The following is a 21,568-nucleotide window of genomic DNA, read 5'->3' as shown; positions in this document are numbered from 1 at the left end:
CGCCGAGGAAAACGTCTGGGAGGTACCGATGATTCCGGGCCGCGTCGGGAGTCCCACCCTCGACGACGACTACTGGAGGGACTCCGGATGCCGGATTCGAGAGTGAAGACCGAGGTCTGGCCGCTGATCCACGCCGAGCGGGCGGCGCTGGCGGACGACTTGGCGGACCTCACCGAGGAGCGATGGGAGACACCGTCGCTGTGCGAAGGGTTGACGGTTCGCGAAGTGCTCGCGCATCTGACCTCGGCCGCGAGCCTCACCCCGCTGCGGTGGATGGCCGGGGTGATCCGCTGCCGGTGGGATTTCGACAAGCAGGTCGCCATGCGGCTGGCCGAGCAGCTGGGGGACGACGGCGCCGAGACGCTGGAGCGGTTCCGCGGCGTCGTCACCAGCACGACGAAACCGCCCTTGCCGAAGATGGCGATGCTCGGCGAGACGATCGTGCACGGCGAGGATATCCGCCGTCCGCTCGGCATCCGCCGCGATCACCCGATCGACGTGCTCACCGCGCTGGCCGGGTACTACCGAGGCTCGGACATGGTGGTGGTGGCGAAGGGACGCATCGGCGGGCTGCGGTTGCGAGCCACCGATGGCCCCTTCGTCACCGGGTCCGGGCCGCTCGTCTCGGGTACGACCTTGGCACTGATCATGGCCATGACCGGACGGGTGGCCTATCTCGCCGAACTCGACGGCGACGGGGTCCCGATCCTGCGGAAGCGCGTGCTTTCTCAGGACTGAGACTCGAGGGGCAGGCCGGCGCCGGCCCAGTCCTCGATGCCCTCGCGGTACTTGCGGACGTCGGTGTAGCCGAGGGCGGTGAGCCGGTCGGCGACCTGGCCGCTGTTCGGGCAGGCGGGGTTCGAGCAGTAGGTGACGATGGCGGCGCCGCGATCGGGCAGCACGGTCGCGGCGTGCGCGTCGACGTCGGCGAGAACCAGGGGAACGGCGCCGGGCAGATGCTGCTTGGCGTAGTACTCGCCACCCAGTGCGTCGACCACCGTCACGGTCTTCGCGTCGATCGCGGCCTTCAGTTCGTCACGGGTGATGAGTGCGGTCATGTCGCTACCTCCAGTTAATCGGACTATAGTCCGGATGTGCCTCACGACCATAACGGACCGCAGTCCGCTTCTGCAACGTCGCTGGAACTCCTGCGCACGCCGCCGCCCAAGGAGCGTGCCGACGCGGCGCGCAATCGCGCCGCGATCCTGGACGCGGCGGCGGCGTTGTTCGCCGAGCACGGCGTCGACGCGGTGTCGATGGATCAGGTGGCGGCCGCCGCGGGAGTGGGCAAGGGCACGCTCTTCCGCCGCTTCGGCGACAAGGCGGGCCTGGCCGTCGCCCTGCTGGACGCGCGGGAACGCCTGCTCCAGGAAGGGATCCTGCACGGCCCGCCCCCGCTGGGGCCCGGCGCTCCGCCGGCCGAACGGCTCGTGGCCTTCGCCGACGCGTACGTCGGCTACGTACTCGAACACCTGCCGCTCGTACGGATGTCGGAGACCGCCGCGCCAGGGGCCCGCTACCGCATCGGGGCCTACCGATTCTGGCACCGGCACGTCGCGATCCTGCTCGGCGGCACGCCCGACCCCGAGCACGCCGCGCACGCCCTGCTGGCCCCGCTCGCGGCCGAGCATCTGACGGCGTTGCTGCCCGAACTGGGGGAGGACCGCGTCCGTGCCGGGATCACGCGCCTGTGGCGGGCGGCCGGATCCCAGTAGGGTGTCGGCGAGAACCCCGGGAGTGTGTCGATGATGGTGGCGAGCCGAAGGACGGCCAGGCAGGCCGTGCCGGTGCTGCTCGCCGCCGTGCTGACCGCGCTCGGCCTGCTCTTCGCGCTCCACTCGGGCGGTTCCGCCTCGGCGGACGAACCGCGGCCGTCGAACGCGACGGTCGACTCCTCGGTCTCCAAGGCCGTCGCGCCGGTGCGCGCCGCGGGCAGGCTCGCCGCCGAACCCGCCCTGCTGGGTGTGCACGGTCACGGTGACCTGCCTCTCTTCGGCACCGTCCCGCACGGGCCGGCGTCCACGACGCTGCTCCGCCTCGACGAACTCCACGACGAAGCCACTCCCGTCTCGCGCACGGCGAACCGCCTCGCGCTGGGCGATCGCGCTCCTCCTTTCCCGGCAGCCGTCTGAAGCTGACGGGCGCGCACTCGCGCGCCCGGACCGGGAAATCACAAGGAGAACTTCGTGCCGCGCGAAACCGCGCGGCGAGGAATGACCGGGCGAGCCGTCGTCTCGCTGGTCGTTCTCGCCGCGACCGTCTACCTGTTGCTGACCACCGCCCCCAGACTGGGACTCGATCTGCGTGGTGGCACGCAGATCGTGCTGGAGACCAAGAATTCGCCCACCGTCACCGCCGACGCCCAGACCACCGACCGGACGCTCGAAGTCCTGCGCCGACGGGTCGACGCGCTGGGTGTCGCCGAGCCGATGCTGGCCCGTTCCGGCGACAACCGGATCATCGTCGAACTGCCCGGCGTCCGGGATCCGCGCGAGGCCGTCGAGGTGATCGGCCGGACCGCGCAGCTGTCCTTCCATCCCGTGCTCGCCCCCGGCACCGCGGATTCCCGGGTCCTCGACGACGAGAGCGGGCAGCCGATCACGCTGGGACCTGCCGCGCTGACCGGTGAAGGTGTCGACGAGGCACTCTCGTCGGTCGACTCCCAAGGCGGCGGCTGGCTGGTCTCGGTCGACTTCAAGGGGGACGCCGGTCGTTCCTGGGAGCGGCTGACCGGGCAGGCCGCGTGCTCACCGCCGGGTGATCCCACCCGCCGGGTGGCGATCGCGCTCGACGACAAGGTGATCTCGTCGCCGCAGGTGAGCCCGCAGGTCGCCTGCGGGGTCGGGATCGTCGGCGGGAGCACGCAGATCACCGGGCGGTTCTCGCCGGCCGAGGCCAAGGATCTGGCGCTGCTGATCAACGCCGGCGCGCTGCCGACCCCGGTCGAGATCATCGAGCAGCGCACCGTCGGGCCCACGCTCGGTGCCGCCGCCATCGACGCCAGCGCCCGCGCCGCGGTGATCGGCCTGGCGCTGACCGCGCTGTTCCTGCTCGCCGTGTATCGCCTGGCCGGCCTGATCGCCGTGGGCGCGCTGGTGGCGTACGCCGCCGTGTCCTACGCCGCGCTGCTCGCCGTCGGAGCGACCCTGACCTTGCCGGGGCTCGCCGGGTTCGTCCTGGCGATCGGTATGGCCGTCGACGCGACCGTGCTCGTCTTCGAACGGGCGAGAGAGGAACACGCCGTCAAACGGGGAGGTTCGCTGCCGCGGTCGGTCGGCCGCGGGTTCAGCGGGGCGTTGTCGGCGATCGTCGATTCGAACGTGACCACCCTGCTCGCCGCGGGTCTGCTGTTCTGGCTGGCGTCCGGCCCGGTGCGCGGATTCGGGGTGACGCTGTCCATCGGTGTCGTCGTGGCGTTGTTCATCTCGCTCGTGCTCACGCGTCTGCTGCTGCACCTCACGATGCGGGGTCCGGTCGCGCGGAAACCGCGGCTGTCCGGGCTCACGCACGAGGGCCGGGTCCGCCGGTGGGTGAATCGCCGTGACCCCGGCTTCCTCGGGAAACCGAAGCGCTGGCTGATGGTGGCCGGCGCGGTCGTCATCGCCGCGATCGCGGGATTGTTCGTGGCGGGGCCGAATCTCGGCGTGGAATTCACCGGTGGCCGGGTCGTCGAATACAGCACCTCGGCGCCCGCCGACGTCGAACGGGTTCGCGACGCGGTGTCCGACGCCGGATTCCCTCGCGCCGTAGTACAGATGTCCGGGGAGAAGGACATCTCCGTCCGCACCGAGCCGATCGACGAAGACGCCACCGAACGGATCCGGACCGCCGTCGCCGGGGTCGCCGGCGACGCCACCGAGATCCGCGACGAGCAGATCGGCCCGAGCCTCGGCGCCGAACTGCGCACCAAGGCGGTGATCGCGCTCGGTCTCGCGGTGCTGGCGCAGCTGATCTACCTGGCGGTGCGGTTCGACTGGCGGCTCGGCGTGGCCACGGTGGCCGCGCTCGCCCAGGACGTCCTGATCATCCTCGGGATCTTCGCCTGGCTGGGCAAATCCATGGACGGTGTCTTCCTCGCCGCGCTGCTGACGGTGATCGGCTACTCGGTCAACGACTCGGTGGTGGTCTTCGACCGGGTGCGGGAGGTACGGGGGCAACGCCGCAAAGAGCCGTTCTCGCGGGTCGTCGGCACGGCGGTGCTGCAGACGCTGCCGCGGACGATCAACACCGGGATCGGGGTGCTGTTCGTCCTCGGGGCGCTGCTGTTCCTCGGGGACGGATCGCTCGCCGACTTCGCCCTCGCGCTCCTGCTCGGTCTCGTCGCGGGCACAGTGTCCACAGTGGCCACTGCCGGTCCCGTCGCGATCCTGCTGGACAAGCGGTGGCCAGGAGCCGGACGCCCGGCCAGGAAGGCGTCGCCGACCCGACAGCGGGACGACAACGGCGCGGTGGTGTGATCGACGTTCCTTTGTGGACCGCCGTGCCCGGTCCGGCCTTTAAGCTCGTTCCCGGTGGCAGGGGAGTCCACCGGGAACGAGGGGCGGGGAGATGATCCAGAGCGTGCTCGTCGGCGCGGTCGTCGTGCTGGCCTGGACGATGACCGCGGCCAGGCTGGAGCGGTGGCAGATCACCGCGCCGATGGCGATGGTCGCGGCCGGGCTGGCGATCGGGTTCACCACCCGTAACGATCTCGGCAACGGGCTCAACACCGAGATCGCGCTCAACGCGGCGGAACTGATCCTCGCGCTGCTGCTGTTCGTGGACGCCACCGCGGTCAAGGGCGGCTATCTCGGTCACGACGCCAAGACCGCGGTGCGGCTGCTGGTGATCGCGCTGCCGCTGACGATCCTGATCGTCCTGGGGGTCGGCCTGCTGGCGCTGCCGGGCCTCGGCTGGGCGGCGGTCCTGCTGATCGCCTGCATCATCGCCCCGACGGATTTCGCGCCGGCGACGTCCGTGGTGCACGACGTCCGGGTACCCGAGCGCGTGCGGCATCTGCTGAACGTCGAGAGCGGCTACAACGACGGCGTCGTCGCCCCGGTGTTCATCTTCGCGCTCACCCTCGCGGGGAGCCACCACCAGGCGAACACGCCGGGCGAGGCGCTGCGGGCCGCGATCCCGGCGGCGTTGCTGGCCGTGCTGGCCGGCTCCGTCATCGGCGCGGTGGCCGCGGTGACGATGAACGTGACGGCCCGGCACGGCTGGTCGACCCGGCATTCCGCGCGGGTCGCGGCCGTCGCCCTGCCGCTGCTGACCTACACCGCCGCCGTCGCGATCGGCGGCAACGGCTTCGTCGCCGCGTTCATCTGCGGGATCGCCTACAAGACGGCCCGTCATCCGACCGAAGACGAACTCGGGCTGGCCGAGGACGTCAGTTCGTTGTGCGGGCTGCTGATGTGGTTCGTCTTCGGCAGTACCGCGGTGCTGGTGCTGTCCTTCGGCCTCACGTGGGGCATCGTGCTCGTCAGCGTCGTCGCGCTGACCGTCGCGCGGCTGATCCCGGTGCTGCTCACCCTGCTGCGGACGGACTTCCGGTGGAAGGACCGGATGACCATCGGCCTGCTGGCCCCCCGCGGCGCGGCGTCGATCGTGTTCGGCCTGCTCGCCTTCAACTCACTCGACGGCGACGCGGCGGACGTCGCGTTGAGCGTCATGGCGGTGACCGTGCTGCTGAGTGTCGCCGCGCACGGTGTCGGGGCCTCGGCGTTCCTGAACCGCAAGTCGAAGAGGACCTGACGGCGCCTTGTCAGCCGGCCAAGGGCGTCGCGAAAGCCACTTTCGGGACATCTGACGTCGCGAAAGTGGCTTTCGCGACACGCCTCGGCTCGTGGTGGCGCCGGGTGACCCCCGGTCAGCCGCTCATCGCCTTCCTGATCGCCGCCTCGAGCTCCTTCACGTGCTTCGAATTCATGCCGCCGTAAGTGAAGGTGTTCATGTCGACCTTGTCGGCGTACATGGGCACGTCCTCGACGATGGCCTTGGAAGCGCCTTTCACGTCGAAGACGAGCATTCCCGGCTTGAACGCCGTCGGCGGGATGTTCTCGATACCGCTGATCTTCTCGACGGTGAACGTGTGCTTCTTGTCGTTGAGCCCCTTGACGGCGGCCTTGATGGTGACCGACCGGCCGCTGAAGCTGATGGAACGGCGTCTGGCGTGGATGTGCACGAACCCTCCCCTGGGTGCGGAAGAAGGCACTTTAGGAGAGGGGAATCGGCCGGGGCGGGCGTCGTTTTCGAACCGTTACCGGCTCAGTTGCCCGCGGTCTCCACATCCCCGACGGTCGGGTCGTGCGGAGCCGCGCTGTTCCCCAACGCCTCCGCCTCACCGGCGAGGACGGTGAACGCCAGTGCGACGGTGCCCAGTACGTACAGATCCAGATTGTCGTCGGTTCCTGACATCGATGGCATCGCCGAACCAAGCGATACGAAGCCATTTGGCTCAACCGATTGTCTGGTCCAGTCCAGTTATGTCTACTAACGTAGAGGGATGGAGCTGGAACTGCGCCACCTGCGCATCATGTGCGCGATCGCCGAACTCGGCAGTATCACCAAGGCGGCGAACACGCTCGGAATGGCCCAGCCTGCACTGACCGCACAACTCAAGCGCATCGAACGGACCCTCGGCGGGAAGTTGTTCCTGCGCGACCACACGGGCACCCGGCCGACCGCGCTCGGCCTCCTCGTCCTCGACCGGGCGAAGATGGTGCTCCCCGCCGTGTCGTCGCTGCACGACGAGGCGGCGCGGCTCGCCCAGCACGCCGGTACCGGTGAGCCGGTGACCCTGCGGCTCGGTTCGGCGACCGGGCCGATGCTGGGGGCGCTCCTGCAACGCCTCGGCACCACCCATCCCGACATCCATGTCGCCACGCATACGTCGTGGTCGGCCAACGAACTGGCGGACATGACCGCGGAGGGCGCGCTGGACTTCGCCTTCGTCGGCGTCTGCGGTGACGCCGCGCCACCGCCGGAGCCCGGTCTCCGCTGGCGGACGCTCGCGCATCATCCGGTGTTCGTGCTGATGTCGGCGCGGGACGAGCGCGCGCAGCGGCCCGAAGTCGAGCTCGGCGCGCTCGCGAACGAACGGTGGTGCGCGACGCCGGGCGACGGATGTTTCGGCGACTGTTTCGCCTCCGCCTGCGCGAGATCGGGTTTCACACCGCGTTCGCTGTACGAAACCGATGTGCTGACCTGTATCGAGATGGTCGAATCCGGGCACGCGGTGGTGTTGTGCCAGCCGTTGTTCCACGAGATCCCGGGTATCGTCGCGGTCCCGATCGCGGGAAACCCGCTGAGCTGGCGGAATCTCGTCGGCTGGTCGGAGCGCGGGGAGATGGGGCCGTTCGCCGCGGAGATGATCGCGCTGTCGCGCGCGGTGTACGGCGAGCTGATCGACCGGCGGCCGACCTACTCGAAGTATCTGGAGCTGAACCCGGGGTACGGCGTGGACTACACGGACGCGGGGATGCGCTGACCTGCGCGGAAGCGGTCGAAAGGTCCAGTCCACTGGGGTGGATATGACCTAAATGGTATGTACCATTCGTGGCGGGTGCCTCGTACGGTCTGGAACGAGATCTTCTTCCGGAACGCGGTGAGGAAACGCCTGAAATGAACCGAAAGATCGTAGCGGCCGCCGCGGCGGCCCTGACCGGCGCGGGCCTGGTCACGGCCATCGCGCTGACGCCGAGCGCCAGCGCCGGCCAGAACGTGACGGCCGCCGAACAGGTCCAGTCGGAGATCGTCGCCGCCATGGCGCGTGACCTGAAGATCAGCCCGGATCAGGCAAGGACCCGCCTCGCCGGGGAGCAGAAGGCGGCCCGGGCCGACAGCGACCTCAAGGCCCGGCTCGGCTCGTCCTACGCCGGATCGTGGCTGGACACGGCCGGGACCACCCTGACCGTCGCGGTCACCGACGCGGCGCTGGAGGGTGTCGTCCGTGCGGCCGGCGCGACCCCGAAGACGGTCGCGCGGAGCGCCGCGCAGCTCGACGCCGCGAAGTTGTCGTTGGACGCCAAGGGCACCAGCGCTCCGAAGACCGTGCCCGGCTGGTACGTCGACGCCACCACGAACTCCATCGTGGTGCTGGCCAACGCCGGCGATGAGGCGGCCGCGAAGTCGTGGGCGACTGCGGCGGGCGTGGGCGCCGAAGTGGTGCGGGTCGAGACCAGCACCGAAAGCCCGGTTCCGCTGATCGACGTCATCGGCGGCAACGCCTACACCTTCGGCTCGGGCCGGTGCTCGATCGGCTTCTCGGTCGAGGGCGGCTTCGTCACCGCGGGCCACTGCGGCACCACCGGCACGCGGACCTCGAACCCGAGCGGGACCGTCGCGGGTTCCAGCTTCCCCGGCAACGATTACGCGTGGGTCCGTGTGGACGCGGGCAACACCCCGCGTCCGCTGGTGAACCGGTACCCGGGCACCGTGCCGGTGGCGGGTTCGCAGGAGGCCGCGGTCGGCGCGTCGGTCTGCCGCTCCGGTTCCACGACGGGCTGGCGCTGCGGCACGATCCAGCAGAAGAACGCTTCGGTGAACTACCCGCAGGGCACCGTTTCCGGCCTCACGCGGACCAGCGCCTGCGCCGAGCCGGGTGACTCCGGTGGTTCGTGGCTCGCGGGCGACCAGGCGCAGGGTGTCACCTCCGGTGGCTCCGGCAACTGCAGTTCGGGTGGCACGTTCTACTTCCAGCCGCTTTCGGAGATCCTGAGCGTCTACAACCTCCGCCTGGTGACCTCGGGTTCGAACCCGCCGTCGAGCACGACGCCGACCACCACGACGTCGAACAACCCGCCCGGCGGCACCTGGGCGGTGGGCACCACCTACGCCGCCGGCGCGACGGTGACCTACGACGGTGCCACCTACCGGGCCCTGCAGGGCCACACGGCACAGGCAGGTTGGGAGCCGCCGAACGTCCCAGCGCTTTGGGCGCGCGCCTGACCGCCTAGCCGTCCGGGCCACACGCAGGGGTGCGCCCGGACCGACCGCCCCCGACGTCGTCCGTGCGTCGGGGGCGGTCCCTCTTTCCGGCGTAACTCGCGTGACGGGACGCGCAACTCGCGTGATTGAAGGCGTAACTCGCGTGATCAGGCGCCGCACACGTGAGTTACGTCTTCAATCACGCGAGTTACGCGTCTGATCACGCGAGTTACGCGTCTGATCACGCGAGTTACGCGTCAGTGCAGGACTTTCAGGCCCACGACGCAGGCCACGATCCCCACGATCAGCAGGATCCGGGCCACCGAAACGGTTTCCGCGCCCGACCACATGCCGTACGCGACGGTGAGCGAAGCGCCGATCCCGACCCAGACCGCGTAGGCGGTGCCGACGGGGAGATCCTTCATCGCGTACGCGAGACCCACCATGCTGGCGACCAGTGTGACGCCGAAGATCACCGACGGCACCGGCCGGGACAGGCCTTCGGATTTGCCGAGGGCGGTGGCCCACACGGCTTCCAGTACACCCGAAACGATCAGGACAAGCCACGACATGACGCGCTCCCAGAGCGCCGTCTTGTCGCTGGCCGGGTACGGCACCCACTCGTCCGGGGACCTCGTTGAGGAGGTTCCGTCACCAGGATGGCACATCGCCCGCGTGGACCGCCCGCCGGTTTGACGAGGGTCACCACGCGGGCGCGCCATTGTGGACGGTCAGGTCAGCACCTTGGGGGCCGACCAGGCGAGCAAACCCAGCTCCAGCACCGAGAATCCGATCAGCGCCCACGCGCTCGGCAGCCAGATCAGCGCGATGCCGACGAGCAGGACGGGCAGGACCAGCCCGGCGTAGGCGGCCAGGAACAGGGCGGCGAGGACCTCGCCGCGCACCGGCGGTTCGGCGAGAGCGGCGACGGTGGCCACCGACGCGCGGAAGCCCAGCCCGACACCGGCGCCAGCCACGATCCCGCCCGCGACGAAGAGCCACAGCTGGGACGTCGTCACCGCGACCGGCAACGCCACCAGTCCGCTCACCATCAGGCCGAGGCCCAGTCGCAGCTGGGTTTTCCTGGCCAGGCCGGCGAAAAACACCTGCGCCGCGGCGGCCGCGAGGAACACGGAGAACGACGCGAGACCGGCCAGCATCCGCGAGTTCTCGTGCATGCCCTGCGCCAGCAACGTCGGCGTCAGCGCCATGAACAGGCCCGTGATCGCGAACGCCGCGAAGGCGCCGATCGCCGCGCCGAAGAAGGCGGGCCGCGCGCTCGACGGCAGTGAGACGCGCTGCGGCCGATAGGCGGGCCGTTCTTCGGCGCGCTGCACGGTTTCCGGTACGAGCGCGACGGCGATGGCCGCGGCGAGCAGCAGGACCAGGAAGAACACGAACGGCGTCGTGAGCGGCTCGGCGGAATAGCTCGCGAACACGCCTCCGAACAGCGGTCCGAGCGCCAGCCCGCCCATGTTGACGACGGTCGCGATCAGTCCCGCGCGGCCGTGGTCCTCCCGCGGCCGGGCGACGGCGCGGAGTTCGGACAGGTGAGCGGTGGCGGTCGCGGTCAGCGCGCCGATGCCCGCGCCGCCGACGAGCCTGGCCAGGATCAGGCCGGGAACATCCGGCCACGCCAGGAAGAGTGTCGCGGATAGGGCTTGGGTCAAGGTCGCCGCGAGGATGACTCGCCGTCGTCCCAGCCAGTCGCTGACGTGTCCTGCCAGATACAGGCTGCCCATCACGCCGACGGCGTACGCCGCGAAGACGATGGTCACGACGTAGGTCGGGAAGCCGTCGCGCTGCTGGTAAAGCACGTAAAGCGGGGTGGGGACGGTGGAGAAGGCCAGCGAGGCGGCGTAGGCCGCCGCGATGATCCAGAAACCGCGACCGTGGCTGATCCGCCGGAACGCGGGACGGGGGAGGGCGACGCTGTTCAGCATGTCTCCACTGTGAATCTTCGGATCATCCAAGTCCAACGAACAATCCTGGTCACAGTTATCGGTGGATGCGATAATCAAAGCCGTGGAGACCCGCCAGCTCGAATGTTTCGTCGCCGTCGCCGAGGAGCTCAGCTTCACTCGCGCAGCCCAGCGGTTGTACGCGGTGCAGTCCACCGTCTCGGCGACGATCCAGGCCCTCGAAGGCGAACTGGGGGTCAAGCTGTTCGATCGGTCCACGCGAAGGGTCGAGCTCTCCCCGGCGGGCAAGGTGTTCCTGCCCGAGGCGAAGGCCGCGCTGGAAGCCTTCGACAGGGCGCGCGACGTGGTCACCGACGCCTCCGCCGGCCTGCGGGGCAGCCTCCGCATCGGCACGCTGACCAGCGTCGGCGATCTCGACCTGCCCGATCTGCTCGGCGCGTTCCACCGCCGGTATCCGCTGGTCGACCTGCATGTTTCGGTGTCGATCACCGGCTCGACCGGACTGGCCGAGGACCTGCGTCAGGGCAGGCTCGACGTCGCCCTCCTCGGCCTGCCCGAATCCGATCTCGCCGGGCTCGAAGCCAAACTGCTCGGTTCGGCGCCGTTCGTCGCCGTGCTGCCCGACGGCCATCGGCTGAGCGGACGGCGGTCGCTGACCTTGGCGGATCTCGCGGGCGAGTCGTTCGTGGACAACCCCCGCGGCTTCGGCAACCGGGTGGCCCTGGACCGCGCTTTCGAGGCGCTCGGGGCGCCGCGCCGGGTCATCGTCGAAGTCGCCGACCTGCGTGCCGTGCCCTCCTATGTCGCGGCGGGGCTCGGCGTCGCCGTCGTGCCCGATCTCAAGCTGCTCGCGGGGGTCCGGACCATCCCGCTCGACGAGCCCGGTCTCACCTGGCCGCTGACCATCGCCACCCGGGGAGAGCGTCCGCCGAGCCGGGCCGCCCGGCTGCTGCTCGACCTCGTCGACAGCGGGGAGTTCTCCCTCGTGATCCCCGCGCGAGCCTGAGCTCAGCCCGTCAGCAGCGTGCGCGTCGTCCGCGTCACCAGGTCGACGGTGCGCGGCGGCGGTGCCTCGCCGCGGTCGAGATGTCTCTTCACCGCGGCATAGGGGAGATCCACGAGGGCCAGCATCAGTTCGTCCGTGCTCCGGCCGGTCAGTGGACGCAGCTTCCGCAGCACCTTGGTGATCGCCGTGTCGAGCCGGTGGTTGGCGGCCTCGACGCGGGCGCGATCCTCGGTGCTCCAGTCGTCGACGCCGAGCGCCCTGTCGCCCCCGTAGAGCAGTTTCGCCTCGGCGGGATGGGCACGGCACCACCGGACGACCTGCGCGGCGGCCTCGACGGCGGCTTCCATGGCCGGTTCCTGTTCGAGCGCTTCGAGGTAACCCCGCTGGAAGCCGTCCAGGGTGCGGAGCCAGACGGCGGCGAGCAACGCCGGACGTCCAGGGAAGCGGTGGTAGATCGACCCGCTCGGCGCGCCGACCTCGCGGGCGACGGCCGACATGGTCACCCCGGCCACCCCTTCGATGGCGAAGATCCGCACTGCGGCGTCGAGGAAGTCGTCGGCGGTGTGCCGCGGTGGCCGTCCCATTTTCAGAGACTATCCTCTACTATCGTTTTAGGGGAAGGTCTCTAGAACTGGGAGGCGCGATGCGCGTATGGAACAGGCATCACCGGATCGTCGACGTGGCACAGGAACGCGTCGGCGCGTTGATCGACACGCTGGCCACGGAAGACGACAGGCTCTGGCCCGTCGACGCGTGGCCGCCGATGCGGTTCGACCGGCCGCTCGGGGTGGGAGCGACCGGCGGGCACGGGCCGGTGCGGTATCGGGTCGAGTCCTACGAGCCCGGGAAGTCGGTGCGGTTCCGGTTCACCGCGCCGCGCGGCTTCGACGGATTCCACGAATTCACCTTGCGGACGGTCGAAAACGGGAAGACCGAGCTCGCGCATCTCATGGTGCTGCGGCTCCGGCATCCCGCGTGGCTGACGTATCCGCTGCTGTGGCGGCCGATGCACGACGCCCTGGTGGAGGACTGCCTCGACCGCGCCGAGCGTGAACTCACCGGCACGGTCGAGACGCCCGCTCGATGGAGCTTCTACGTCCGGCTCTTGCGGAACCTGATCTCCGGCAAGAGGCCCTTCCGCTTGAGCACGAACAAGGTGCCGCCGATGAGCACGACGGCGATCAAGTAGCCCAGCGCCAAGGACACGGCACCGCCGTTCGCGGGCGGGAGCAGCACGCCGAACACAGCGCTGACCACGGCGAGGATCCACCGTCCGCGGTCGGTCGTGAGGCTCACGGCGAGCAGTGCGACCGTCCACAGGAGATACCAGGGCTGCACGACCGGCCCGAGGACCAGCATCGCGGCGAAGGTCAGCCCCGCGGCGTAGAGCGGGTGCAGCTTCTCCCGGTACGTGAGCCACAGCAGCCTGGCGCCGACGGCGAGACCGAGGACCGCGCCGATGAGCGAGAACACCTCGATCGCGCCGTCGGTCAGGTCGGCACCGAAGATCTTGCCGACCCCGCCGACGAGGAAGCCGAGTTCGTTGGTGGGCGCCATCCAGCTGTGGACCTGGCCCGAGACCCCGGACAGCACGCGGACCCAGCCGAAGCCGAGCCCGCTGCCGAGCGAGATCGCCGCGGTGACGGCGGCGAATCCGGCGGGCAGCCCGAGCGCGACCGCCACCCGGCCGGCGGGCGTCGCCCGGCGGAACAGGTCGACGCCGACGAACAGCAGGCCCGCGACGGCCACGATCTTGATGTTCGCGGCCGCGCTCACCGCGACCACACCCGCCGCGATCAGGGCGGGCCGGGCCGCGCCGGTCTTCGCAGCGCCCATGAAGACGAGCTCCAGCCCGGCGACCATGAGCCCGACCATGAGCCCGTCGTTGTGCACGCCCGCAACGATGTGCCAGAGCACCAGCGGATTGAGCACGGCCAGCCACAACGCGATCGACGGCGAGACCCCGGCGCGGCGGGCGAGCCGGGGGAGCGCCCACGCCATGAGCACGATCCCGATCAGGCCCAGCAGCCGGTGGAGCAGCACCGTCGGCACGAAGGCGTCCCCGGCGATCTGGGCGATCGTGCGGGCCAGCGCGACGAACGCGGGACCGTACGGCGCGGGCGTGTCCCGCCAGTAATGGCTGACGGCCATCGTCACCGGGGAATCGGCGCCGAGCGCCTCGGCGGGCCCGACGAGATAGGTGTCCAGCCCCTTGGCCGCGATCAGGCCTTGCGCCAGGTAGCTGTTGATGTCGCCGCTGAACAGGGGACGCGCGACGAGCAGCGGCGCGCACCACGAGACCGCGATCCAGTACAGCCGCCGCTCGGGCAGCCCGGCGGCGAGCCGTCCGATGCCGAGCCAGGACAGCACGAGGGTGGCCATCCCGGCGACACCCAGCGCCACCACCAGCACCGAGGGCAGGCCGATCCCGGACGTGACCAGCACGAGTACGGCGATTCCGAGGAAACCCGCCCAGTGCAACGCCGAGATGTTCAGCCCGGCCTTCTCCGGCGCGGGCAAGACGTTCTGCATGCGGCCAAACTACTCCAAGTGCGAAATCAGGTTCCGCCGATCGCACGGTTAGCCGGCCTGGACGCTTCGGAGCCGCGTCCACGGGGTACTCCCCGCGGACGAGAGGCGGTGGTGGGCGTGAAGAAGCGCTGGGTTCGTCTCGGGGCGTTCGTGCTGGTCGGGCTGCTGGTCGTCGCCGCGGCCCTGCAGATCACCGGGATCCTGCCGAAGCTCGATCCGTTCGGAACGTCCACTGTGGACCGTTCGCAGCCCGCGGTGCTCCAGGCGGTGCGGGATCTGAGCCAGTACCACGCGGCCGTCGGCGACTACCAGGTCGTCGTGGACATCGAGAAGGACGTCCAGTGGGTGCCCGCGAGCATCGCCGGGGAACGCACCCTGTTCGTCGCGGCGGGTTCCGTCGACGCGTACGTCGATTTCGGGCCGCTGGTGGAGAATTCGCTGACCGTGTCCGAAGACCGGCGGACGGTCGAGGTGCGGCTGCCCGAACCGAAGCTGGCGAAACCCAATCTGGACAACGGACGCAGCTACGTCTTCGGTCAGGAGCGTGGCCTGATGGATCGGCTCGGTGCCTTGGTGTCCGTGCAGGATCAGCGGCCGTTCTATCTGGCCGCGGAGAAACGGATCGGCGAAGCCGCGCAGCACTCCGGTCTGCTCGAACGCGCCAAGGCCAACACCAGGGCGATGCTCACGCAGATGCTGCGGGCGCTGGGCTTCCAGGTCGTCTTCCCGGCGGAACCGGCCACCTGACCCGATCGCCCGCTTTGTCCGGTGTTTCGGCTGGTGAGCGGCGTGGTACGGCTTCCGCATGAACGCGGACGCGGTACCGGAGCGCATCGTGGAGGTCTGGGGAGAGCGGACCCCGTACCAACGAGGGGACGCCTGGCCTCGCAGAGCGGACGTCCATCTCGAGGAGGGTGTCGGCGAATCCGATGTGGACCGCTGGGTCCGCTCGGCCTGCGTCCTGTGCAGCAACGGCTGCGCGTGCGACATCGCGGTGAAGGACGGCCGAATGGTCGGTGTCCGCGGCCGCGAGACCGACCTGGTCAACCACGGCCGGATGGGGCCCCCACTGATCCGTCGCGACGGCGAGCTGGTGGAGTCCGACTGGGACACCGCGATGGACCTGATCGTGCGGCGTTCCCAAGACCTGCTGGCCGAGGCCGGGCCGCTGTCGCACGGTTTCTACACCAGCGGGCAGCTGTTCCTGGAGGAGTACTACACGCTCGGCGTCATCGGCAAAGCCGGCCTCGGCACCCCGCATATGGACGGCAACACCAGGCTGTGCACGGCCACCTCCGCCGCCGCGATGAAGGAGAGCTTCGGCTCCGACGGCCACTGCGACGCGCTTTTCCTCTTCGGTCACAACATGGCCGAGACGCAGACCGTGCTGTGGAGCCGGGTCCTCGACCGGCTCGCCGGACCCGAGCCGCCCGTGGTCGTCGCCGTCGATCCGCGGCGGACGAAGGTCGCCGAGGCGGCGGTGGCATCCGGTGGCCTGCATCTCGCGCCGTTGCCCGGCAGACGTGTCTGCTGCTCGCCGGACGGATCGACCGGCAGACCGAAGCGCTCGCCCCGATCGTCGAGCGATACGGCGAAGACCGCGAAGAGGAGCCCGAGCGGCTCCACGCCGCGGGCCTGGAAGGCACCCGCAGCGGTGGCGTCGGCCTCTTGAGGGACCTGCAGGACCTCTACGCGCTCTCGTCGTTCACCGACATCACCTGGACCGTGGTCGGACAGGCCGCCCAGGGCCTGCGCGACCGGGAACTGGTCGACCTCGCCGAGGACCACGAGCAGGAGACCGCGCGGCAACTGACGTGGCTTCGTACGCGGATGAAGCAAGCCGCTCCCCAGGCACTCATCGCGGCACCATGATTCCGCGTCCGTGCGGTGCTCACCCCGCCGGTCTTGACCGGACGTGCTGGTGACTGGTGGGCTGGCGAAGTCGACTGGGAGGCGCGATGGTGACGAAGCCGAGGGACAGCCTTACCTACAGCGAACCGATCGCCACCGGGGAGGTCGCGATCGACACATCCCCGGAGCGGGTGTACCGGCTCGTCAGCGATCCGGTCTCGATGGCGGAATGTACCGAAGAACTCCGCAAGGCGCGCTGGATCCGCGGCGCGACCGAGGCGCGCGTCGGGAACTGGTTCTCCGGCAGCAACCGCAACGGATGGCGGCGCTGGGTGACCCACGCCGAGATCGTCGAGGCCGAACCCGCCCGCCGGTTCGCCTATCGGGTGCGCACGCCGTTCTTCGTGCCGATTTCCCGGTGGGAGTACGAAATCGTCCCGGAAGGCGACGGTGCCCGGCTCGCCGTGGCGAACTGGTTGCTCGTGCCGCCGTGGTTCGTCCCGTTCGCCATCTTCATCACCGGTGAGCCCGATCGGGCCGGTACCAACCGGGCCAACATCGCGGCCACGCTGGAGCGGGTGAAGGCGCGGCTCGAGGGTCGGGAGTGGCATCGCTAGCCGCTAGCCGCGAACGGTTGAAAGTACGTGAAGGACCCCTTCACTGCGCTAGACGCAATGAAGGGGTCCTTCACGTACTTGGGGAAGGTGTGAAGGTCGAGTTTCCTCGGCTGAGCCGAGTGAAGGGGTCCTTCACGCGCAACCCGCCGTGACTGCTGATATCGATGGGGCTTGTGTGGTGAGCCGCGTGTCCGTGTAGGCCTCCTTGAGAGACCCAGAGTCCCTCAAGGAGGCCTACACGGACACGCGGCTCAGTCGTTCCCGAAGTTCTGCATCCCCCGGTTCTCGAGTTTGCGCATCACCGGGCCGGACAGCAGGCCGTGCACGAGGACCGAAACCGCGATCGTCAGCGCCGTGACCCGCCACAGCGAGTCGGCCATCGGGAAATCGCCGTGCCCCAACGCGTACGAGAGATAATAGAGACTGCCGATCCCGCGGATACCGAAGAACGCGATCGCCGTCGCCGCCGGCCGGGTGGTGGAGCCGCCGAGCAGCGCCAGCCCGCCGAACAACGGGCGCACGATGACCACCGCGGCGACCGCCACCAGGACTTCGACGAGCGTCAGACCCGCCAGCAGCCCGTCGCCCAGCGCGACGCCGAGACCGAGCAAGGCCAGAGCGACGAAGAGCCGCTCCAGCTGATCACCGAATTCGTGCAAGACCCCGTGGTACTCGTGCGATCGTTCGCTGGCGCGGATGGTCGCGGCCGCGGTGAACACCGCGACGAAGCCGATGCCGCCCAGCCATTCGCAGAGCGCGAAGGGCAGGAACGCGATGGCCAGCACCACCAGCCCGTCGGAGTATTCGCCCAGGCGCAGTCTTTCGTGCCGCACCCGGAACATCAGCCACGACAGCAACCGGCCGCAGACGAGGCCGACCAGGACGGCGACCGCGAGCGGGACGACGACCTCGGTCAGCAGCCAGGGAACCGGCGACGTGCTCGCCGTGCCGGCCCAGACGAGGGCCAGCAGCACGAACGGCATCGCCAGGCCGTCGTTGAGCCCGGCTTCGGAGGTCAGCGTGAACCTGATCTCGTTGTCCGAGCCCCGGCCGTCGTCGGTATGCGGCGCGGGCACCTGGACGTCGCTCGCCAGCACCGGGTCGGTCGGCGACAGCACGGCGCCCAGCAGCAGCGCGGCGGCGGGGGACAGGGCGAGCGCCCACCAGCCGAGCAGGGCGACCGCGCAGACCGACAGCGGCAGCGTGATCGCCAGCAGCCGCCAGGTCGAGTTCCACGATCGCCAGCCGAACAACCGGTCGGATTTCAGTCCCGCGCCGACCAGCGACACCAGCACGCCGAGTTCGGTGATCACTTCGACGGCGCCCACCTGCGACCGCGGGTCGAGTACGCCCTGACCGTAGGGGTGTCCGAAGGGGAGCAGCCCGAAAACGAGCCCGCCCACCAGCAGGACCAACGGCATCGAAAGCGCGCGTTCGTGCAGCAGGTTCGGCAGCACGGCGGCACACAACGCCAGAACGCCTGCCCCGGCGAGCAAGATCTCCATTCGCCCGGAGTACCCGGCCCGCCCGTCCGGCAACCGGTCCGGGCTCAGCCGCCCACTTCAAGTCCTTTGTGGACCGTCAGATCGACACCCGTCGCCAGCCGGTACGGTCGCGTGTCCACAATGGCCCCGAGCAGCCTTCGCAGCCGGGAGACCTCGGCGCGGACGGTGACGAGGTGTTCGGCGTCGCCGTAGAGCGCCCGGCTGAGCGCCTCGGCCGAAAGCCCGGACGGGCCCGCCGTGTCGAGGTGCACCAGGATCTCCGCGTGCCGCGGGGTCACCGTGCGGACCCAGCCGACGTCGCCCGACGCCATCCGCAGCATCGGCGCGTGACCGAGTTCGAGGTCCAGCCGGACGCGGCGCGCGGTGTCGGCTGGACGGACGAGCCAGCCTTCGGTCAGCCGTTCGGGCAGGCAGGCGCCGAGCCCCGGCACGGCGAGGATCTGTCCTTCCGTGGGCGCGGCGATCCTCGCGCCGGACGCGACCCCGGCGGAATGGGCCACCCAGCCGTCGTCGTCCACCAGCAGTACCGGGCCGCCCAGGCCGGTCACCACCGGTTCGGCGGTCCGGCGCAGCCGGTCGAGACCCTGCTGATGGTGCCGCCAGAGCTCGGATTCGACCAGCCGCCGCCCGGTCTCCACCAGCGCGCCGATCGCCGGGTGCAGGGTCAGGGCGGGGCCGCTGACGTCGATCACGCCGAGCAGTTCGCCGGTACGCGGATCGTGCACCGGCGAGGCGGTGCAGTACCAGGGATGCTGGCCCTGTTCGAAGTGTTCCCCCGCGAGCAGTTCCACGGGCGCCGCCTCGGCGAGCGCGGTGCCGATCGCGTTGGTGCCGACCCTGGTCTCGGTCCAGACGGCGCCTTCGGTGAAACCCAGGGTGTCGGCCCGGCGCCGGACGGCGGGCGAGCCCACCCGCCAGAGGATGATCCCCTCGGCGTCGGTCACCACCAGCAGCATGTTCGCGGTGTCGGCCGTCGCACCGACCACTTGCCCGAGGTCTTCCACCACCAGCCGCAGCGGGGAGGCGCGGCGACGGCGGGCGACCTCGTCGAACGGCACCGAATCCCGGGTGTTCACCCCGTCGGCGGCGAGCCCGAGGCTCAGCATCCGTGACCACGACCGGGATACCAGCGGCCGCGGCCGGACCCGCGGACGGCCACCGCCGATCACGGCTTCGTGCATGCGGATCAGGTCCCGGGCGTGCATCGGCAGGTCGGCGCCGGGCGGGACCGAGCTGGACAAGCTCACAGGCCACCTCCGCACCATCGCGTCGCCCGACCAGCATAGGACCGCCCGCCGAGGCGCGCCAAGGCGCCGGAGGTGCAACACGCTGCAACCTTTGCCCCGGCACCCGCCCGGGGCGTGTGATCGGGGTAACAGCCGAACGCCGACGTTCAGGAGTGGCCATGACACAGACGGTGGACCGGATCGAGGCGACGGGCTCGCCGCAGGCTCGGGTGGACGCCTGGTTGAGCCGGTTCGAAACGGCACTCGCCGCTCGCGATGTCGAAGCCGCCGCGGCGCTCTTCGCCGTCGACAGTTATTGGCGTGACCTGGTCGCCTTCACCTGGACGATCAAGACGGTCGAAGGCCGCGACGACGTGGCGGGCATGCTCGGCGCGTGCCTCGACCGGATCGACCCGTCCGGGTTCCGCACGACCGAGACGCCGACCGAAGCCGACGGCGTGACCGAAGCGTGGCTCGAATTCGAAACCGCGACGGGCCGTGCGAAGGGCCACTTGAGGCTGAAGGAAGAAGGCGCCTGGACGCTGCTGACGAGTCTGCGTGAGCTCAAAGGTTTCGAGGAACGTCGCAACGACCAGCGGCCGAAGGGCGTCGAGCACGGCGTCGTCCGCGGCCGGAAGTCATGGGCGGAGAAACGCGAGGAGGAACAGACCCGGCTCGGCTACGAGCAGCAGCCATACGTCGTCGTCATCGGCGGCGGGCAGGGAGGGATCGCGCTCGGTGCCAGGCTGCGGCAGCTCGATGTACCCACGCTGGTCCTGGAACGCAACGAGCGGCCGGGCGACTCGTGGCGTAAGCGGTACAAGAACCTCTGCCTGCACGACCCGGTCTGGTACGACCACCTGCCCTATCTGCCGTTCCCGGACAACTGGCCGGTGTTCGCGCCCAAGGACAAGATCGCCGACTGGCTCGAGATGTACACGCGGCTCATGGAGGTCCCGTACTGGACGAGCACCGAGGTCACCTCGGCGTCCTGGGACGAGGAAGCGCAGCAGTGGCTGGTGACCGTGGTCCGCGAGGGCGAGGAACTGGTGCTCACCCCGCGGCACGTCGTGTTCGCGACCGGGATGTCCGGCAAGCCGAATCTCCCGTCGTTCCCGGGAATGGACGACTTCGAGGGCGATCAGCACCATTCGTCACAGCACCCCGGCCCGGATGCGTACGCCGGCAAGAAGGCGGTCGTGGTCGGCTCCAACAACTCCGCGCACGACATCTGCGCGGCACTGTGGGAGCACGGCGCGGACGTCACCATGGTGCAGCGGTCCTCCACCCACGTGGTGAAGTCGGATTCGTTGATGGAGCTGGGACTCGGCGACCTGTACTCGGAACGCGCGGTGCGGTCGGGGGTCACCACCGACAAGGCGGACATGATCTTCGCCTCGATCCCGTACCGGATCATGCCGCTGTTCCAGATCCCGGTGTACGACGCGATCCGTGAGCGGGACAAGGACTTCTACGCGCGGCTGGAGGCGGCCGGGTTCCAGCACGACTGGGGCGACGACGGTTCCGGCCTGTTCCTGAAGTACCTGCGGCGCGGCTCCGGCTACTACATCGACGTCGGCGCGTCGGAACTCGTCGCCGACGGGAAGATCAAACTGGCCCACGGCCAGGTCGACCACCTGACCCGCGACGCGGTGGTGCTGTCGGACGGCACGGAACTGGAGGCGGACGTCGTCGTCTACGCCACCGGCTACGGCTCGATGAACGGCTGGGTCGCGGACCTGGTCGGGCAGGAGACCGCGGACCTCGTCGGCAAATGCTGGGGCCTGGGCTCCGGCACGACGAAGGACCCCGGGCCGTGGGAGGGGGAGCAGCGGAACATGTGGAAGCCCACCCAGAAGGAAGGCCTGTGGTTCCACGGCGGGAACCTCCACCAGTCGCGGCACTACTCCCTTTACCTGGCGCTGCAACTGAAAGCGCGCTACGAGGGCATCCCGACGCCGGTGTACGGGCTCCAGGAGGTACACCACAGGTCGTGACG

At 69.8% G+C, this 21,568-nt stretch carries 21 protein-coding genes, 2 pseudogenes and 1 riboswitch; of the genes and pseudogenes, 14 read left to right on the top strand and 9 right to left on the bottom strand.

The window, feature by feature from the left end; translation table 11 throughout:
- Positions 1-87: 87 nt before the first annotated feature.
- Positions 88-738, top strand: a complete 651-nt coding sequence (locus ACOCEP_RS36025; protein WP_482334053.1) for a maleylpyruvate isomerase family mycothiol-dependent enzyme — start codon at positions 88-90, stop codon at positions 736-738.
- On the opposite strand, the gene ACOCEP_RS36020 is transcribed toward ACOCEP_RS36025, so the two are convergent.
- Positions 729-1,058 carry a rhodanese-like domain-containing protein gene (locus ACOCEP_RS36020; RefSeq protein ID WP_125682618.1) on the bottom strand — a complete coding sequence of 110 codons (330 nt, stop codon included), beginning with the start codon at positions 1,056-1,058 and terminating at the stop codon, positions 729-731. The genes ACOCEP_RS36025 and ACOCEP_RS36020 overlap by 10 nt on opposite strands.
- Positions 1,059-1,139: 81 nt before the next feature.
- Here ACOCEP_RS36020 and ACOCEP_RS36015 point away from each other — a divergent pair, with 81 nt between their 5' ends.
- From ACOCEP_RS36015 to ACOCEP_RS36000, 4 genes are all read left to right on the top strand, one after another.
- On the top strand, positions 1,140-1,715 hold the full coding sequence (locus tag ACOCEP_RS36015; protein ID WP_482339881.1) for a TetR/AcrR family transcriptional regulator: 576 nt from the start codon (positions 1,140-1,142) through the stop codon (positions 1,713-1,715).
- Positions 1,716-1,745: 30 nt separating this feature from the next.
- Positions 1,746-2,132 (top strand): hypothetical protein, encoded by a 387-nt coding sequence (locus ACOCEP_RS36010; protein ID WP_482334051.1) that lies wholly within the window; start codon positions 1,746-1,748, stop codon positions 2,130-2,132.
- 54 nt (positions 2,133-2,186) lie between these two features.
- On the top strand, positions 2,187-4,457 hold the full coding sequence (gene secD / locus ACOCEP_RS36005; protein WP_482334050.1) for a protein translocase subunit SecD: 2,271 nt from the start codon (positions 2,187-2,189) through the stop codon (positions 4,455-4,457).
- Positions 4,458-4,548: 91 nt separating this feature from the next.
- A complete protein-coding gene (locus tag ACOCEP_RS36000; RefSeq protein WP_482334048.1) occupies positions 4,549-5,736 on the top strand; it encodes a cation:proton antiporter in 1,188 nt (395 codons plus the stop codon).
- A 115-nt stretch (positions 5,737-5,851) separates the two neighbouring features.
- On the opposite strand, the gene ACOCEP_RS35995 is transcribed toward ACOCEP_RS36000, so the two are convergent.
- Both ACOCEP_RS35995 and ACOCEP_RS35990 read right to left on the bottom strand, forming a co-directional pair.
- The gene (locus ACOCEP_RS35995) at positions 5,852-6,166 is read right to left on the bottom strand and encodes a hypothetical protein (RefSeq protein WP_482334046.1); all 315 of its coding nucleotides are present in this window, start codon (positions 6,164-6,166) and stop codon (positions 5,852-5,854) included.
- 83 nt (positions 6,167-6,249) lie between these two features.
- Positions 6,250-6,399 (bottom strand): hypothetical protein, encoded by a 150-nt coding sequence (locus ACOCEP_RS35990; protein ID WP_482334045.1) that lies wholly within the window; start codon positions 6,397-6,399, stop codon positions 6,250-6,252.
- 88 nt (positions 6,400-6,487) lie between these two features.
- On the opposite strand from ACOCEP_RS35990, the gene ACOCEP_RS35985 reads away from it, so the two are divergent.
- Together ACOCEP_RS35985 and ACOCEP_RS35980 are read left to right on the top strand one after the other, a co-directional pair.
- The gene (locus ACOCEP_RS35985; RefSeq protein ID WP_482334043.1) at positions 6,488-7,471 is read left to right on the top strand and encodes a LysR family transcriptional regulator; all 984 of its coding nucleotides are present in this window, start codon (positions 6,488-6,490) and stop codon (positions 7,469-7,471) included.
- A 134-nt stretch (positions 7,472-7,605) separates the two neighbouring features.
- Positions 7,606-8,931 carry an alpha-lytic protease prodomain-containing protein gene (locus ACOCEP_RS35980; RefSeq protein WP_482334041.1) on the top strand — a complete coding sequence of 442 codons (1,326 nt, stop codon included), beginning with the start codon at positions 7,606-7,608 and terminating at the stop codon, positions 8,929-8,931.
- Positions 8,932-9,167: 236 nt separating this feature from the next.
- Here ACOCEP_RS35980 and ACOCEP_RS35975 read toward each other — a convergent pair whose 3' ends face one another.
- Together ACOCEP_RS35975 and ACOCEP_RS35970 are read right to left on the bottom strand one after the other, a co-directional pair.
- The gene (locus ACOCEP_RS35975; RefSeq protein ID WP_063277207.1) at positions 9,168-9,482 is read right to left on the bottom strand and encodes a DMT family transporter; all 315 of its coding nucleotides are present in this window, start codon (positions 9,480-9,482) and stop codon (positions 9,168-9,170) included.
- An 11-nt stretch (positions 9,483-9,493) separates the two neighbouring features.
- Positions 9,494-9,562, bottom strand: a riboswitch (guanidine-III (ykkC-III) riboswitch).
- A 79-nt stretch (positions 9,563-9,641) separates the two neighbouring features.
- Positions 9,642-10,853: an MFS transporter gene (locus ACOCEP_RS35970; RefSeq protein WP_482334039.1), complete on the bottom strand. Its 1,212-nt coding sequence runs from the start codon at positions 10,851-10,853 to the stop codon at positions 9,642-9,644.
- 82 nt (positions 10,854-10,935) lie between these two features.
- Here ACOCEP_RS35970 and ACOCEP_RS35965 point away from each other — a divergent pair, with 82 nt between their 5' ends.
- Positions 10,936-11,838: a LysR family transcriptional regulator gene (locus ACOCEP_RS35965; protein ID WP_482334038.1), complete on the top strand. Its 903-nt coding sequence runs from the start codon at positions 10,936-10,938 to the stop codon at positions 11,836-11,838.
- Between the two features lie 2 nt (positions 11,839-11,840).
- Here ACOCEP_RS35965 and ACOCEP_RS35960 read toward each other — a convergent pair whose 3' ends face one another.
- Entirely contained in the window at positions 11,841-12,422 is a 582-nt protein-coding gene (locus ACOCEP_RS35960; RefSeq protein ID WP_482334036.1) for a TetR/AcrR family transcriptional regulator, read from the bottom strand.
- Positions 12,423-12,481: 59 nt separating this feature from the next.
- On the opposite strand from ACOCEP_RS35960, the gene ACOCEP_RS35955 reads away from it, so the two are divergent.
- Positions 12,482-13,027 carry an SRPBCC family protein gene (locus ACOCEP_RS35955; protein WP_482334035.1) on the top strand — a complete coding sequence of 182 codons (546 nt, stop codon included), beginning with the start codon at positions 12,482-12,484 and terminating at the stop codon, positions 13,025-13,027.
- Here ACOCEP_RS35955 and mptB read toward each other — a convergent pair.
- Positions 12,931-14,370, bottom strand: coding sequence for a polyprenol phosphomannose-dependent alpha 1,6 mannosyltransferase MptB (gene mptB / locus ACOCEP_RS35950; protein ID WP_482334034.1), 1,440 nt, complete (start codon positions 14,368-14,370; stop codon positions 12,931-12,933). The two genes, ACOCEP_RS35955 and mptB, sit on opposite strands and share 97 nt — an antisense overlap.
- A 111-nt stretch (positions 14,371-14,481) precedes the next feature.
- Between mptB and ACOCEP_RS35945 the strand changes: the two genes are divergently transcribed.
- From ACOCEP_RS35945 to ACOCEP_RS35930, 4 genes and pseudogenes are all read left to right on the top strand, one after another.
- Positions 14,482-15,117: a DUF4230 domain-containing protein gene (locus tag ACOCEP_RS35945; RefSeq protein WP_482334032.1), complete on the top strand. Its 636-nt coding sequence runs from the start codon at positions 14,482-14,484 to the stop codon at positions 15,115-15,117.
- A 58-nt stretch (positions 15,118-15,175) separates the two neighbouring features.
- Positions 15,176-15,889: pseudogene (locus ACOCEP_RS35940) on the top strand (molybdopterin-dependent oxidoreductase); the annotation flags it as partial.
- Positions 15,890-15,891: 2 nt separating this feature from the next.
- A pseudogene (locus ACOCEP_RS35935) lies at positions 15,892-16,242 on the top strand (hypothetical protein); the annotation flags it as partial.
- A gap of 86 nt (positions 16,243-16,328) precedes the next feature.
- Entirely contained in the window at positions 16,329-16,838 is a 510-nt protein-coding gene (locus ACOCEP_RS35930; RefSeq protein WP_482334030.1) for an SRPBCC family protein, read from the top strand.
- A 251-nt stretch (positions 16,839-17,089) separates the two neighbouring features.
- On the opposite strand, the gene ACOCEP_RS35925 is transcribed toward ACOCEP_RS35930, so the two are convergent.
- Together ACOCEP_RS35925 and ACOCEP_RS35920 are read right to left on the bottom strand one after the other, a co-directional pair.
- Positions 17,090-18,343 carry a cation:proton antiporter gene (locus ACOCEP_RS35925; RefSeq protein WP_482334028.1) on the bottom strand — a complete coding sequence of 418 codons (1,254 nt, stop codon included), beginning with the start codon at positions 18,341-18,343 and terminating at the stop codon, positions 17,090-17,092.
- A gap of 44 nt (positions 18,344-18,387) precedes the next feature.
- Complete coding sequence (locus ACOCEP_RS35920; RefSeq protein ID WP_482334026.1) at positions 18,388-19,590, bottom strand: sigma-54-dependent transcriptional regulator family protein; 1,203 nt, start codon at positions 19,588-19,590, stop codon at positions 18,388-18,390.
- A 158-nt stretch (positions 19,591-19,748) separates the two neighbouring features.
- Between ACOCEP_RS35920 and ACOCEP_RS35915 the strand changes: the two genes are divergently transcribed.
- Positions 19,749-21,566, top strand: coding sequence for a flavin-containing monooxygenase (locus ACOCEP_RS35915; RefSeq protein WP_482334025.1), 1,818 nt, complete (start codon positions 19,749-19,751; stop codon positions 21,564-21,566).
- Positions 21,567-21,568: the final 2 nt, after the last annotated feature.

The sequence above is a fragment of the Amycolatopsis sp. CA-211722 genome (genome assembly GCF_056828465.1).
Note: the sequence above shows the minus strand (reverse complement) of the source record. Positions and strands in the feature narration are given on the sequence as shown.

Excerpts from the sequence above, each read along its gene's own strand:
- ACOCEP_RS35990 (WP_482334045.1), bottom strand. The coding sequence starts at position 6,399 with ATGTCAGGAACCGACGACAATCTGGATCTGTACGTACTGGGCACCGTC.
- mptB (WP_482334034.1), bottom strand. The coding sequence starts at position 14,370 with ATGCAGAACGTCTTGCCCGCGCCGGAGAAGGCCGGGCTGAACATCTCG.
- ACOCEP_RS36010 (WP_482334051.1), top strand. The coding sequence starts at position 1,746 with ATGATGGTGGCGAGCCGAAGGACGGCCAGGCAGGCCGTGCCGGTGCTG.
- ACOCEP_RS35955 (WP_482334035.1), top strand. The coding sequence starts at position 12,482 with ATGCGCGTATGGAACAGGCATCACCGGATCGTCGACGTGGCACAGGAA.
- ACOCEP_RS35985 (WP_482334043.1), top strand. The coding sequence starts at position 6,488 with ATGGAGCTGGAACTGCGCCACCTGCGCATCATGTGCGCGATCGCCGAA.
- ACOCEP_RS35960 (WP_482334036.1), bottom strand. The coding sequence starts at position 12,422 with ATGGGACGGCCACCGCGGCACACCGCCGACGACTTCCTCGACGCCGCA.
- ACOCEP_RS35975 (WP_063277207.1), bottom strand. The coding sequence starts at position 9,482 with ATGTCGTGGCTTGTCCTGATCGTTTCGGGTGTACTGGAAGCCGTGTGG.
- ACOCEP_RS36020 (WP_125682618.1), bottom strand. The coding sequence starts at position 1,058 with ATGACCGCACTCATCACCCGTGACGAACTGAAGGCCGCGATCGACGCG.
- ACOCEP_RS36000 (WP_482334048.1), top strand. The coding sequence starts at position 4,549 with ATGATCCAGAGCGTGCTCGTCGGCGCGGTCGTCGTGCTGGCCTGGACG.
- ACOCEP_RS36025 (WP_482334053.1), top strand. The coding sequence starts at position 88 with ATGCCGGATTCGAGAGTGAAGACCGAGGTCTGGCCGCTGATCCACGCC.
- ACOCEP_RS35930 (WP_482334030.1), top strand. The coding sequence starts at position 16,329 with ATGGTGACGAAGCCGAGGGACAGCCTTACCTACAGCGAACCGATCGCC.
- ACOCEP_RS35915 (WP_482334025.1), top strand. The coding sequence starts at position 19,749 with ATGACACAGACGGTGGACCGGATCGAGGCGACGGGCTCGCCGCAGGCT.
- ACOCEP_RS35980 (WP_482334041.1), top strand. The coding sequence starts at position 7,606 with ATGAACCGAAAGATCGTAGCGGCCGCCGCGGCGGCCCTGACCGGCGCG.
- ACOCEP_RS35925 (WP_482334028.1), bottom strand. The coding sequence starts at position 18,343 with ATGGAGATCTTGCTCGCCGGGGCAGGCGTTCTGGCGTTGTGTGCCGCC.
- ACOCEP_RS35970 (WP_482334039.1), bottom strand. The coding sequence starts at position 10,853 with ATGCTGAACAGCGTCGCCCTCCCCCGTCCCGCGTTCCGGCGGATCAGC.